This window comes from Neptunomonas concharum, from assembly GCF_008630635.1.
Lineage (GTDB): Bacteria > Pseudomonadota > Gammaproteobacteria > Pseudomonadales > Balneatricaceae > Neptunomonas > Neptunomonas concharum.
The window spans coordinates 438,446-450,900 of record NZ_CP043869.1 but is presented as its reverse complement, the minus strand read 5'-3'; the positions used below and the strand labels follow the sequence as shown (position 1 = coordinate 450,900).

The window sequence follows — 12,455 nt, the reverse complement described above, 5'->3', positions numbered from 1 at the left end:
GTTATTGACCTGTCTTCACGCGGGTCCATATGCGCGACATCATACGAGTCTCTTTAGCGGATGGCGTGTTAATGGTGACAAATCCTTTTCGCGTCTCTTCTGATGGGTAGATACCCGGGTCATTACGAATCTCTTCATCCACCAGCTGTGTTGCCGCAGCATTAGCATTAGCGTATGCCACATAATTAGAAATAGGCGCAATCACCTCTGGCTGAAGCAGAAAGTTGATAAATGCATGGGCTGCCTTTGGGTTAGGCGCATCGGCAGGAATCGCCATCACGTCTGTCCATACGACCGCACCTTCTTGAGGAACAAGGTAGGCAATTTCTACACCATTGTTAGCTTCTGCGGCTCGATCACGCGCCTGTAAAACATCGCCACTGTAACCATGAGCCACACACAGGTCACCGTTGGCCAGATCGTTAATGTACTGAGAGCTATGGAAATAGCGAATATGCTGGCGTACCCCGTTAACCACGTCAGCCGCTTTGTTTAGCCCATCTTTACTGTTGTCTTTAACATCTAAGCCAGCGTAAGCCTGAGCTGCTTTTAATACCTCTGAAGGATCATCCATCAAGCTGATACCACAACGGCTCAGTTTTTCGGCGTTAGCAGGATCAAAGACCATTCCCCACGTATCTAATTTTGCATCAGCACCGAGCACTTCTCTCACTTTAGTGACATTAATACCAATACCGGTTGTGCCCCACATATAAGGCACAAGATACTGATTACCCGGGTCAATATCGTCCAAAGAAGATACGATAGTGGCATCCACATTACCTAATAGTGGCAAAGCGGTTTTATCTAATGGTTGATACAGATTGGCCTTAATATGGCGATCTGCAAAAGGGCGAGCAGTAGGAAAGATCAAATCATAGCCGCTTTTTCCGGCTAATAATTTAGCCTCCAGCACTTCATTGGAGTCATAAACATCATAAACAACATTGATCCCTGTAGCTTTCTGAAAGCGCTCAATGGTGTCTTCGGCTATATAGTCGGACCAGTTATAAACATGGAGCGATTCCTTCGCAAAAGCAGATACGGATAGAGTCACTAAAGAGGTCGCAACTAGTGCGTTAACACTCGCCTTCCAGTTGTTCATTGAGGATCAACTCCTTAAAGAAAATTATGCTCCAGTGAGGAGGTTTTGGATTGAGTAAGGCGTTTATAACCGCCTCGGTTCAAAGGGCAGAATATGAACATTTCACCATGAAAAAGCTATGATTTTCTAACCAAAGAAGAGATTTTTTTAATTTTCCGCTAACACAAGGCACAATACCTCCCACTGCATCGAAAAAGAGTCACCCTAATACCGTGAAAATACTCCTGTTATCGGCCTACGACGCTGATAGTCATGCCTACTGGCGGCAAGGGCTTCTGGACAATTTAACGCATTACGATTGGACGGTTTTAACCCTGCCTGCCCGTTATTTTTCATGGCGTGTGCGTGGCAACGCCTTAAGCTGGGCATTCGGCGAAACCGCAGAAACGCTGCGTCAGCCTTATGATCTTATTATTGCCACCTCAATGACGGACCTGGCAACGTTAAAAGGCTTCGTGCCAGAACTCGCTAATATACCCACGCTGCTGTATTTCCATGAGAATCAGTTTGCTTATCCGACATCAAAGCAAGCCTATGCTAGCGTAGAGCCCAAAATCCTCAACCTCTACTCCGCACTGGCCGCCGATCAGATCGTGTTTAATACGGATTTTAACCGCCAAACATTCTTAAACGGTGCCAGCACACTATTAAAAAAGCTACCGGATCATATCCCTTCAGGCATACCGCAAACCCTAGAAGAGAAAAGCCACGTACTTGCCGTACCGTTACCGCAGCATTGTTTCCAAACACATCAAGCCGTTGCAGGCCCGTTACACATCGTATGGAACCATCGCTGGGAATATGACAAAGGCCCCGACCAACTACTCGCGGCCATTGAGGCGCTCTCTCAATCAGGCGCTTCGGTGAAGTTCCATATCGTAGGGCAACAATTCAGGCAACAACCCAGCGCCTTTGCAACAATCCATGAAAAGTACCCAAACATGCTGGGTGAGTGGGGATACATCCCAAGCGCACAAGCCTACCGAAAACTGCTACGGCAAGCGGATGTCGTGTTATCAACAGCACATCACGATTTTCAGGGCATTGCCGTACTCGAAGGTGTTGCAGCCGGAGCAATACCCGTTGTTCCAGATAGGCTGGCCTACCAAGAACTGTTCGATCAGCGTTTTCGCTACCCTTCAGGGGAACAGGAGACCGCGCTTTTGGTAAGCCAACTGACACAGCTCGCCGCACTCAAACAGGAAAACACTCTACCTGCTGCGCCAGATGTTAACTCACTGAGTTGGCAACATATGACATCAAAATACCAGGCACTAATCGAAGCCGTTTACCTAAAGCATAAAAAATAACTGCTTGCCTTTTAGATCCATTCGATTAACCATTAGTGGGTTCTAATATAAAAACAAAAGAAGGATCGCCACCATGGTTTTTGCTCGTTCACTGGGCGCAGCACTGCTGCTCTCCTATGCCACTATTACTTGTGCCGACATTATCCCCGACCGTTATCCAGAGTCGTTACTCTATGACAAACCCATTCAGGTGGCGGATAACGTGTGGTCAGCTATAGGACAAACCCAGTACTATTCCTACGAAAACGCCGGACACAACAACAATCTATCCTTTGTCATCGGCGATGAAGCCGTCCTTGTCGTCAATGGCAGCTCATCTTATCTGCTCGCAAAAGCACTCCATGATGAGATCAAAAAACTCACAAACAAACCTGTCCGTTATGTCGTGGATGAGAACGGTCAATCCCATGCCGTGGTAGGTAACAATTACTGGAAAGAACAAGGCGCTACCCTTATCGCTCATAGCGAAGCTGCAGAAGAGGTTGAAAGCCACGGTGCCACCGGACTAAAAAACTTACAAGGTATCCTAAAAGAGCGCGCTGAAGGCAGTGCACTTGTCCCCATCGATCAAACCTTCGATGATAAAATGACACTCGACCTAGGTGGCCTTACCGCAGAATTAATCCACTTTGGCCCAGCCCACTCACCTGGCGATATTTCGGTCTATATCCCCGAACGAAATGTCCTCATAGCCGGAGATATCGCATTCCACATACGCCTACTGCCCATTTTCCCTGACACAAATACCGCTGAGTGGCTCGATACATGGCACAACCATTTTAGCGATTTCGCTCAGGATAAAATCATTATCCCGGGACATGGTGGCCCTACAGACTTTGCGACTGTCGACCAATGGACCCGCGGCTATCTTGAGTATTTACGAGGTAAAGTGGCTGAACTTTTAGAGGAAGGCGGCACATTAGAGGATGCTTACTCCATTGATCAAAGCCCCTATACTCACCTAGAAACTTTTGACGAACTCGCTGCCAAAAATGCGGGCCGCGTGTTTGAAGCGATGGAATTTGAATAATATCAATTCAATGGTAGGGGCACAGATTGTGCCCCTCATTGACGGGTTACTTTAATAACGACCCTAATATCCCGCGTAAGAGGCTTTTTCCCACACTGCGGCCTAAGCTGCTGCCGACACTTCTGACAACGCTTTTCATTAAGGCCTCGGTAACCGATTGACGATTACTACTACGGCCACTGGAACGGCTGGCTTTGCGTTGTTCCTTCTCTTGCGCCTCATGTTCTGCAGCTTCTTCTGCAGCTTTCAGCCTAGCCGCTGTTCGCTCTAGCAGCACCTCATGAGCAGAATGGGGATCAACGGCATCGGCATACAAGCGGTGCATACGGCTACCATCAATTACCGCTTTACGTTCTGCATCAGTCGCAGGCCCCATCCGTGAAGAAGGTGGACGAACCAACGTGCGCTCTACAACAGTAGGTACCCCGCCTTTTTGCAAAACAGAGACAAGCGCCTCACCCACCCCCATATTCGTAATAGCATCAAACGTATCCAGATTGGGGTTAGGCCGGAAAGTCTGAGCAGCCACCTTGACCGCTTTTTGATCCCGAGGTGTAAAAGCACGTAAAGCATGCTGCACACGATTACCCAACTGGCCCAGCACATTATCCGGAAGGTCACTCGGACTTTGGGTAATAAAGTAAACCCCTACCCCTTTCGAGCGGATCAAACGCACGACCTGCTCTACTTTTTCGATCAGCGCTTTCGAGGCATTATTAAATAACAGGTGCGCCTCATCAAAGAAGAAAACCATTTCCGGTTTTTCAGGGTCACCCACTTCCGGTAGATTTTCAAAGAGTTCAGATAATAACCAGAGCAAAAATGTTGAATAGACACGTGGGCTTAGAATCAACTTGTCCGAGGCGAGGATATTAATCACACCTCGGCCATCACGATTAACTTGCATAAGGTCTTCTAACTGCAAGGCGGGTTCCCCAAAAAACAGATCCCCACCTTCTCGCTCCAACATCAGCAAACGGCGTAAAATGGCGTTAACCGATGCCTTGGAGACATTAAGGCTAGAACTGATCTCTTTACCCTGATCGGCAATAAATTCCAGCGACGTTCTCAGGTCATTAAGATCAACCAGGAGCAAGCCTTCATCGTCAGCAAATTCGAAAACCAGAGTCAGGATGCTTTCTTGGGTTTCATTCAGATCCAATAGCCGTGACAATAACTGCGGCCCCATTTCAGAAATGGTAGAACGAACCGGCGTTCCTTGTTCACCAAACACATCCCAAAAAGCAACGGGAAAGCCACGTTGCTCAAAGCCCTCAATACCAATCTTTTCGACGCGCTCATCCACTTTTGGGTGCGGATTGCCTGTTTGACTCAGGCCTGACAGGTCGCCTTTAACATCCGCCATAAACACGGGTACGCCCATATCAGAGAAGCCCTCTGCCAGACACTGCAGAGTTACCGTTTTGCCTGTTCCGGTCGCCCCTGCAATCAATCCGTGGCGATTGGCATAACGCGGATCCAAAAATACCTTACCCGTTTCACAACCACCAATCAGAATACCTGTTTCCATGATTCAGCCACCTTACCCGTTTAGTTTGTCAGTTTGCAGTTCAATAACCTTATTAAAACACTTATATAACAACAGATCTGTAGTTTATCGCAGCTGAATTTTAAATCCCCCTTTATGCACCTGCACTCAGTTTCCGTTCAGTTAAGGTTTAAATGCTTCACTTTAGAATGTCGCACCGCTAACCAAGGAGGGCTTACGCGATGGCTACCATAAAAGGGCGCTTAAAGGACTGGAATGAAGAGCAAGGCATCGGCATTATCACGGTTGCCGATAGCAAAGACGATATTCTGTTTGAATTAAAAGACTTTATTGCCAATCACCAGCCGCATCTGGGTGAGATGTTAATTTGCTCCCTCAGACCCACACTGGGTGGCCGATTACAGGCGTTCCGTGTACAACCTACTGGGTTGGTCATGGGCGATTTTCGCTTTAATCGTTTGCAGACACTTGACTGGTTACTTGCCGGCCTTCCATTTATTTTTAGTCTTTTAGCTGCGATTTTTTCCCTGATTCCACTGCTTGCTTATCTCGTTTTTTCCGCAGCGTCCATGATGACGATCTATCAGGATCACAATAAAAAAACCGGTCGTTTCTCTGTACCTGATTGGCAACTACTGGTTGCCGAGTTACTGTGCGGTTGGCCGGGCAGTTTAGTGGCTCAAGTAGCGCTTAACCATCACTGCCCAACTCGGGAATATCAACTGCTCGCCACTCCAATACGTTATTTACATATGGTTATCTGGTTGATAACAATCACTAGCTGGGTGCTTCTGACGCTTTAACCACATCCAGCATTCCTTGTTCTTTGATAAAGCGAATGATGTCTGGCAACCCCTTACCCTCTTTCAAATTGGTAAAGACATAAGGGGATGTTGGCCTCATCCGCTTTGTATCTTGATCCATGACGTTAAGATCTGCACCAACATAAGGAGCCAAATCAATTTTGTTAATAATCAACAGATCAGAGCGTGTAATCCCTGGCCCCCCTTTACGCGGGATTTTTTCACCTTCGGCCACATCAATTACGTAGATGGTCAGATCAGCCAGTTCAGGGCTAAAGGTCGCGCTCAAATTATCACCGCCACTTTCGACAAACACTAAATCGAGCGTTTTATGACGACGTGCTAACTCTTCAACGGCCGCAAGATTCATTGACGCATCTTCACGAATAGCCGTATGCGGGCAACCACCGGTTTCCACACCGATAATGCGATCTGCATCTAAAGCCTGTGCTTGGGTAAGAATTTTGGCATCCTCTTGGGTGTAAATATCGTTAGTGACCACCGCCAGATTGTAGTCATCACGCATAGCTTTACACAGAGCTTCTAACAGCGCTGTTTTGCCTGAACCCACCGGACCACCGACGCCGATGCGTAACGGAGATTTATAGCTATCACTCATACTCTATCCTCAAAACCGTGCGATTAAGACCGAAACAACCGCGTATATTGTGTTTCATGCTGGCTACTAGCGATTGCCAGTGCAGGGGTACTACTGCCCACATCCTCATCTGCCACCATCAAAGCGGCATCAACCATCGCTGGGATCTGCTCCCCAAGGCGCAACATCAGCTGTTGGCCAGCGGTTTGCCCAAGCGGTACAAGCTTTACCCCTGCCATCACCATATTCTCTAACCAGCCCCATAAGTAGCCACCACAGGCCTCACGCAGTGGGATATCAAAGTACGAAGCGGCCAACGCAAAACCGGCCACTTGTGTCGAACGCACCGCCTCGTCATACGGGGGCATCACTGGGACACCCAGATTGGGCAACAAGGTTGCCAATGCCTGCCCACGCTGTCTCTCCTCTTTACGTAGTTCAGCAGTCTCACGACTGGCGCTTAGCCACTGATTCCAGTAAAGAAAAGACTCGCTATCTTGTTGCTGTAGCGCTAAATAAAGGCGCCGTAAAACGGGCAGCTCTAAGGTTGCTATGCTATGTGCCATCACCGAGGCCAACCACGCTTCTAAATCTTCTGCCGTAGTCACCCAGCCCGCCTCAATTGCCCACTCCAGCCCCTGCGAATAGGTAAAGCCGCCAATCGGCAGCGAAGGGCTAATCAGCTGATACAAACGCACGTTAGCCAGCATAGTTATCTACTTTTTATTACGGATACGACGGATCACAGAGGGCATAAACGCAATGCCTGCCACCACAACAGCCGTCATCAGCAAATGATCAGGAGCCGTTAATTGATGCACCAATGTAGCCATCATGCTGCTGGTTGTTTCATTATCATGGGCTAGAACAGGCGCACTCGATAAGGCACCAAACGATATAGCGGTTACTCTCTTCATTCTGTTACTCCAAATGTTTAATGTTCATGATGATGGTGGCTATGAGAGTGCCCGTCAGCGCTACCGCCACCATAAGCTCCCGCCTCAGGTTCAAACGGTGCTAGCTCGCTGGTAACTTCTCCACCTAAACCACGTACCATATCGTCTAGCACGTGATCATGTTGATAACGAATAAAATCCGCTTCGATCTGTAACGGCACATGCCGATTACCTAAGTGATAAGCGATACGCATTAATAGATGACGACTTTGACAAGTCACCGAAGATACCTGCTCTGGCGCCGCGCAAATCTGCACCACATAACCCGTATCGCTTTGTAGCTGATCGCCGTCTCTTAGCATAATGCCGCGAGGTAAAAATAAACCGGCCTCCTGGCCATTATCCAGCACCACTTTAAGGCGGCTCTTGATACGTTTATCCACCGGTAAACTTAAGGTTGCTTGATAGTACGTCACCACGTCTCTGACATGTGTTAACTGAATCATCATCACCTCAGAATAGAAAATAGCGTTGCGCCATCGGTAAGCACGTTGCCGGCTCACAGGTTAACAACTGCCCATCCGCCTTCACCTCATAGGTTTGTGAATCTACCGAGATATCGGGCTGATAGTCGTTGTGAACCATGTCGGACTTTTTCACTGTCCGACAACCTTTCACTTCGCCAATCAGGCTTTGTAAACCCAACCTCTCTGGCACACCATTAACTATGGCTGCTTGGGATAAGAACAACATCGATGTGTTGTGACACGCCGCTCCCATCGCCCCAAACATAGGCCGATAGTGCACTGGCTGAGGCGTAGGAATAGAAGCATTAGGATCACCCATTGGGGCTGCTGCAATCATCCCCCCTTTCAGGATGGCGCTGGGCTTAACGCCAAAAAAGGCGGGTTTCCACAACACCAGATCAGCAAGTTTACCCACCTCGATGGATCCCACTTCATGGGCGATACCATGAGCCAATGCCGGATTAATCGTGTACTTCGCTATATAACGTTTAATACGGAAATTATCATGTTCGGCGCTATCTTCAGGTAACGGGCCGCGCTGTTGCTTCATTTTATCGGCTGTTTGCCAAGTACGAATCACCACTTCACCCACTCGCCCCATCGCTTGCGAATCAGAAGCGATCATCGAGAACGCCCCTAGGTCATGCAGGATATCCTCAGCAGCGATGGTTTCCCGTCGGATTCTGGACTCTGCAAAAGCCACATCCTCCGCGATAGAGGGATCAAGGTGGTGGCACACCATCAACATATCCAAATGCTCATCCACGGTATTGACGGTATAAGGCCGTGTTGGATTGGTCGAGGAGGGCAACACATTACTGTACCCTGCCGCTTTAATAATATCGGGGGCATGGCCACCACCGGCACCTTCTGTATGGTAGGTGTGAATCACACGGTCGCCGATAGCAGCCAAGGTATCCTCAACAAAGCCGGACTCGTTCAAGGTATCGGTATGGATAGCCACCTGAACATCCATCTCCTCCGCTACGCTTAGGCAACAATCAATCGAAGCGGGCGTAGTGCCCCAATCTTCATGCAGTTTAAGCCCCATTACCCCAGCGGCAACCTGCTCTCTCAATGCGTCGGGCTGGCTGGCGTTACCCTTACCCAGAAAGCCAATATTCATAGGCAAGTTATCCACCGCTTGCAACATGCGGTGGATATTCCAAGGCCCGGGTGTGCAGGTAGTCGCGTTTGTACCGGTAGCCGGCCCTGTGCCACCACCGATCATAGTCGTCACCCCTGACATCAACGCATCATCAATCTGCTGCGGGCAGATAAAGTGGATATGCGCATCTATTCCACCTGCCGTCACGATAGAGCCCTCACCCGCCAGTACCTCAGTACCTGGGCCAATCACAATATCTATACCCGGCTGCACATCCGGATTACCAGCTTTACCAATCGCTGCTATGCGGCCTGCCTTGATACCAATATCAGCTTTGATGATGCCCCAGTGATCAATAATCAACGCATTGGTAATCACCAAATCTGCCGTTTCGGCACTGGGTCGCTGGCTTTGGCCTTGCCCATCACGGATCACCTTGCCGCCGCCAAACTTCACCTCATCGCCGTAAACCGTTAGATCCTTTTCAACCTTTAAAAACAAAGAGGTATCTGCCAACCGTACGCGGTCACCCATTGTTGGGCCAAACATCTCTGCATAAGCGCGTCGTGAAATCGTTGCCATATTAGTCTCCTAGCGCCCCCATGATCTTCCCCTGAAAACCAAACACCACCCGATCGCCGGCATACGCTACCAGCTCCACCGTGCGACTCTGGCCCGGCTCAAACCGCACCGCTGTACCCGCCGGAATATTCAGCCGAAACCCCAAGGCCTTTTCACGATCAAAAACCAACGCATTATTCGCCTCATAAAAGTGATAGTGAGATCCCACCTGAATAGGCCGATCACCCGTATTAGCAACCGACAACGAACACGTCACACGCCCCTGATTGATCTCGATATCGCCCTGCTGTGTAATCATTTCACCGGGAATCATTACAGCCTCCTACACAATAGGGTCATGAACGGTGACCAGTTTAGTGCCATCCGGAAAGGTCGCCTCAACTTGCACATCATGGATCATCTCCGCTACACCGGGCATCACATCATCTGCACTCAACAAGGTACGGCCATAATCCATCAACTCTGAGACCGTTCTGCCATCACGCGCCCCTTCCAAAATCGCCGCACTAATCAACGCAACCGACTCGGGGTAGTTCAACTTTAAACCACGCGCCATCCGCCGTTCCGCCAACAACGCTGCAGTAAACAGCAACAACTTATCTTTTTCTCGCGGTGTGAGCTCCATCGCAACCAACGCCTCCCCATCAACCGTTTAAGATAAGGAGTAAAAGCAAGTTACATACCAGAACATAAATAGGGGATTAAACGGCACTATTGCGGTGCTCAAAGAAACTTTATAAAAGGCGTTGCACCGATAAAGGACATTTAAACGCACTAAGATGAGGCGAGATATAATGTCATCGACTTATAGGATTGAAATCGTCCTAACGAACTTTCTATCTAAGCTGCCTGTGCGGCAGTGAACGAACTCTACGCCGACATATCAGCCCGGATGATTTTCTAAGCTGCCTGTGCGGCAGTGAACCGGGCTAGAAAGCGTCAAGATCACGGACAAGATTTCTAAGCTGCCTGTGCGGCAGTGAACAGCGGCATTGTTAACAATGATGTTTTTGAGATTTTCTAAGCTGCCTGTGCGGCAGTGAACGTATCGCTATTGCGGTACCTAACGGTCATGTGTTTCTAAGCTGCCTGTGCGGCAGTGAACAGATCCTACGACATTGCCCTGCGCGTCGTGTATTTCTAAGCTGCCTGTGCGGCAGTGAACCCTGTGACGATTGAGTTTGAAAACTCTCCATCTTTCTAAGCTGCCTGTGCGGCAGTGAACAGATTTGACAGAAACGGGAAGAATCAGAATATTTTCTAAGCTGCCTGTGCGGCAGTGAACTGTCCAATCGCTAGGGCGACTCATTACTATTCTTTCTAAGCTGCCTGTGCGGCAGTGAACCTTTCAATGCCGCAATAGTCGCGAATTTGTTCTTTCTAAGCTGCCTGTGCGGCAGTGAACATTGAGAAAACAAAGCTTGATGCTGATAAAGTTTTCTAAGCTGCCTGTGCGGCAGTGAACTTGGCTGGCGTTGCAAGCCAACTAGCCAGTCATTTCTAAGCTGCCTGTGCGGCAGTGAACCCGTCTGATGTTGATGTGCTGTACACTATTCATTTCTAAGCTGCCTGTGCGGCAGTGAACTATAAAAAGTCGCAGGCACTGATTGAGGGATCTTTCTAAGCTGCCTGTGCGGCAGTGAACTCATCAGGCCCGAAGAACGTAGCCATCTGCATTTTCTAAGCTGCCTGTGCGGCAGTGAACTGTGAACATTTCTGGATGTCAAAACAATGTAATTTCTAAGCTGCCTGTGCGGCAGTGAACATAGCTCGATCTACACCCGTGCCGATTAGCCCTTTCTAAGCTGCCTGTGCGGCAGTGAACTATTTCAGGATGTGGATGTAGTTGCTGATATTTTTCTAAGCTGCCTGTGCGGCAGTGAACCCCCGGTGGCATCAGTGGTCATTCTGATTGGTTTTCTAAGCTGCCTGTGCGGCAGTGAACTTTTTGTTATCCGGTTTCCGGCCTGCTCTGGCTTTCTAAGCTGCCTGTGCGGCAGTGAACGAGCCACCGCCCCCAGTTGTCGTGCTTGTACCTTTCTAAGCTGCCTGTGCGGCAGTGAACTTAATCTCCTCGGTTTTATATGACAGCCATACTTTCTAAGCTGCCTGTGCGGCAGTGAACCATATGGGGACGGCATTGTTATAGGTGTCAGTTTTCTAAGCTGCCTGTGCGGCAGTGAACAATAGATTAGCAATATAAAAATAAGTTACAACAGGCAGTTAGGATAAAAACGAATTTTTACCTTGTTAAAAACCACCCATTGTAACTTTATGAATTTAATACATATTTTTAAAGAGCATAAACAAAGGGTAAAACTTACCCTTTTTCTCAATACCTTTAAAAGTACGGTACTGTGGCGACTACTTGCCTGCCATTTGTTTTGGTACTCAAACCGTAGCAGTCGAACTGCCCAGCGTGCTCTTCACTTTGAGGCTGCATTTCAATAAACAGTGGGAACTTGCTACTTTTATCTGGCGAGCGCTGCTTAGTTTGCTGGCTGTGTAAGTAGACAAATGGCAAACGACATAGAGTTTCTGGCTTGCTTTTTTCAAGCTCAATTAAGCATTCATCTAGTGGTTTGCCCGACTTCTCAGCCCACAAGACGGCTTTGTTCTGCATATCACGCTCGACCCGCTCGGGCGATTTCACCTGTTTACGGAAAAAGCTTACGTAAGACACATCGCTGGGTACGGCTTTGATCCCTTTGATATGCACATAGTCCTCCAATCGAGTGAGCCACTGGCCGATGTCTAACTTTTCTAGTGTCATTTGCTCTTGAGCGAACAATCGCAATTTACTGCCTAATGGAAACTTCGCTTGGCGGTAATCTGGAAAGCCGACTGCAACGGCTGATTGATTCGCCCCCACTTTGTGCTCAACAAGTGCAATATGCACTTGTTGGAACACGCTTTGCCAAAGAAAACCTAATGATATTTCAGCGTCTGGTAGTAAAGTAATTTCTTGGTAGTAGTTCATAACCGC

Annotated in this window: 13 protein-coding genes and 1 CRISPR repeat array; of the genes, 3 read left to right on the top strand and 10 right to left on the bottom strand. The window is 48.5% G+C overall.

Features of this window, described 5'->3' with window-relative positions; all coding sequences use genetic code 11:
- Window position 1 precedes the first annotated feature (1 nt).
- Window positions 2-1,105 carry a polyamine ABC transporter substrate-binding protein gene (locus tag F0U83_RS02095; protein ID WP_138986295.1) on the bottom strand — a complete coding sequence of 368 codons (1,104 nt, stop codon included), beginning with the start codon at window positions 1,103-1,105 and terminating at the stop codon, window positions 2-4.
- 212 nt (window positions 1,106-1,317) lie between these two features.
- Here F0U83_RS02095 and F0U83_RS02090 point away from each other — a divergent pair, with 212 nt between their 5' ends.
- The gene (locus F0U83_RS02090) at window positions 1,318-2,415 is read left to right on the top strand and encodes a tRNA-queuosine alpha-mannosyltransferase domain-containing protein (protein ID WP_138986294.1); all 1,098 of its coding nucleotides are present in this window, start codon (window positions 1,318-1,320) and stop codon (window positions 2,413-2,415) included.
- A gap of 73 nt (window positions 2,416-2,488) precedes the next feature.
- Window positions 2,489-3,445, top strand: coding sequence for an MBL fold metallo-hydrolase (locus F0U83_RS02085; protein ID WP_138986293.1), 957 nt, complete (start codon window positions 2,489-2,491; stop codon window positions 3,443-3,445).
- Between the two features lie 46 nt (window positions 3,446-3,491).
- Here F0U83_RS02085 and F0U83_RS02080 read toward each other — a convergent pair whose 3' ends face one another.
- Window positions 3,492-4,976: a helicase HerA-like domain-containing protein gene (locus F0U83_RS02080; protein WP_138986292.1), complete on the bottom strand. Its 1,485-nt coding sequence runs from the start codon at window positions 4,974-4,976 to the stop codon at window positions 3,492-3,494.
- 200 nt (window positions 4,977-5,176) lie between these two features.
- Between F0U83_RS02080 and F0U83_RS02075 the strand changes: the two genes are divergently transcribed.
- On the top strand, window positions 5,177-5,758 hold the full coding sequence (locus F0U83_RS02075; RefSeq protein WP_138986291.1) for a hypothetical protein: 582 nt from the start codon (window positions 5,177-5,179) through the stop codon (window positions 5,756-5,758).
- Here F0U83_RS02075 and ureG read toward each other — a convergent pair.
- From ureG to cas6f, 8 genes are all read right to left on the bottom strand, one after another.
- Complete coding sequence (gene ureG, locus F0U83_RS02070) at window positions 5,733-6,377, bottom strand: urease accessory protein UreG (RefSeq protein WP_138986290.1); 645 nt, start codon at window positions 6,375-6,377, stop codon at window positions 5,733-5,735. The genes F0U83_RS02075 and ureG overlap by 26 nt on opposite strands.
- A 23-nt stretch (window positions 6,378-6,400) precedes the next feature.
- Complete coding sequence (locus tag F0U83_RS02065; RefSeq protein WP_138986289.1) at window positions 6,401-7,066, bottom strand: urease accessory protein UreF; 666 nt, start codon at window positions 7,064-7,066, stop codon at window positions 6,401-6,403.
- A gap of 6 nt (window positions 7,067-7,072) precedes the next feature.
- Window positions 7,073-7,273, bottom strand: coding sequence for a hypothetical protein (locus tag F0U83_RS02060; protein WP_138986288.1), 201 nt, complete (start codon window positions 7,271-7,273; stop codon window positions 7,073-7,075).
- A 17-nt stretch (window positions 7,274-7,290) separates the two neighbouring features.
- On the bottom strand, window positions 7,291-7,758 hold the full coding sequence (ureE, locus tag F0U83_RS02055) for an urease accessory protein UreE (RefSeq protein WP_138986287.1): 468 nt from the start codon (window positions 7,756-7,758) through the stop codon (window positions 7,291-7,293).
- Between the two features lie 7 nt (window positions 7,759-7,765).
- Window positions 7,766-9,469, bottom strand: a complete 1,704-nt coding sequence (ureC, locus tag F0U83_RS02050) for an urease subunit alpha (RefSeq protein ID WP_138986286.1) — start codon at window positions 9,467-9,469, stop codon at window positions 7,766-7,768.
- Window position 9,470: 1 nt separating this feature from the next.
- Window positions 9,471-9,782 carry an urease subunit beta gene (locus F0U83_RS02045; RefSeq protein ID WP_138986285.1) on the bottom strand — a complete coding sequence of 104 codons (312 nt, stop codon included), beginning with the start codon at window positions 9,780-9,782 and terminating at the stop codon, window positions 9,471-9,473.
- Between the two features lie 9 nt (window positions 9,783-9,791).
- Entirely contained in the window at window positions 9,792-10,094 is a 303-nt protein-coding gene (gene ureA, locus F0U83_RS02040) for an urease subunit gamma (RefSeq protein ID WP_138986284.1), read from the bottom strand.
- Window positions 10,095-10,306: 212 nt separating this feature from the next.
- A CRISPR array of direct repeats spans window positions 10,307-11,654; the repeat unit is 28 nt; unit sequence TTTCTAAGCTGCCTGTGCGGCAGTGAAC.
- Window positions 11,655-11,810: 156 nt separating this feature from the next.
- Entirely contained in the window at window positions 11,811-12,449 is a 639-nt protein-coding gene (gene cas6f / locus F0U83_RS02035) for a type I-F CRISPR-associated endoribonuclease Cas6/Csy4 (RefSeq protein ID WP_138986283.1), read from the bottom strand.
- Between the last annotated feature and the right edge of the window lie 6 nt (window positions 12,450-12,455).

Bases quoted from the DNA above. Each gene is read 5' to 3' on its own strand.
- F0U83_RS02095 (WP_138986295.1), bottom strand. From the start codon at position 1,105: ATGAACAACTGGAAGGCGAGTGTTAACGCACTAGTTGCGACCTCTTTA.
- F0U83_RS02085 (WP_138986293.1), top strand. From the start codon at position 2,489: ATGGTTTTTGCTCGTTCACTGGGCGCAGCACTGCTGCTCTCCTATGCC.
- F0U83_RS02080 (WP_138986292.1), bottom strand. From the start codon at position 4,976: ATGGAAACAGGTATTCTGATTGGTGGTTGTGAAACGGGTAAGGTATTT.
- F0U83_RS02075 (WP_138986291.1), top strand. From the start codon at position 5,177: ATGGCTACCATAAAAGGGCGCTTAAAGGACTGGAATGAAGAGCAAGGC.
- ureG (WP_138986290.1), bottom strand. From the start codon at position 6,377: ATGAGTGATAGCTATAAATCTCCGTTACGCATCGGCGTCGGTGGTCCG.
- F0U83_RS02065 (WP_138986289.1), bottom strand. From the start codon at position 7,066: ATGCTGGCTAACGTGCGTTTGTATCAGCTGATTAGCCCTTCGCTGCCG.
- F0U83_RS02060 (WP_138986288.1), bottom strand. From the start codon at position 7,273: ATGAAGAGAGTAACCGCTATATCGTTTGGTGCCTTATCGAGTGCGCCT.
- ureE (WP_138986287.1), bottom strand. From the start codon at position 7,758: ATGATTCAGTTAACACATGTCAGAGACGTGGTGACGTACTATCAAGCA.
- ureC (WP_138986286.1), bottom strand. From the start codon at position 9,469: ATGGCAACGATTTCACGACGCGCTTATGCAGAGATGTTTGGCCCAACA.
- F0U83_RS02045 (WP_138986285.1), bottom strand. From the start codon at position 9,782: ATGATTCCCGGTGAAATGATTACACAGCAGGGCGATATCGAGATCAAT.
- ureA (WP_138986284.1), bottom strand. From the start codon at position 10,094: ATGGAGCTCACACCGCGAGAAAAAGATAAGTTGTTGCTGTTTACTGCA.
- cas6f (WP_138986283.1), bottom strand. From the start codon at position 12,449: ATGAACTACTACCAAGAAATTACTTTACTACCAGACGCTGAAATATCA.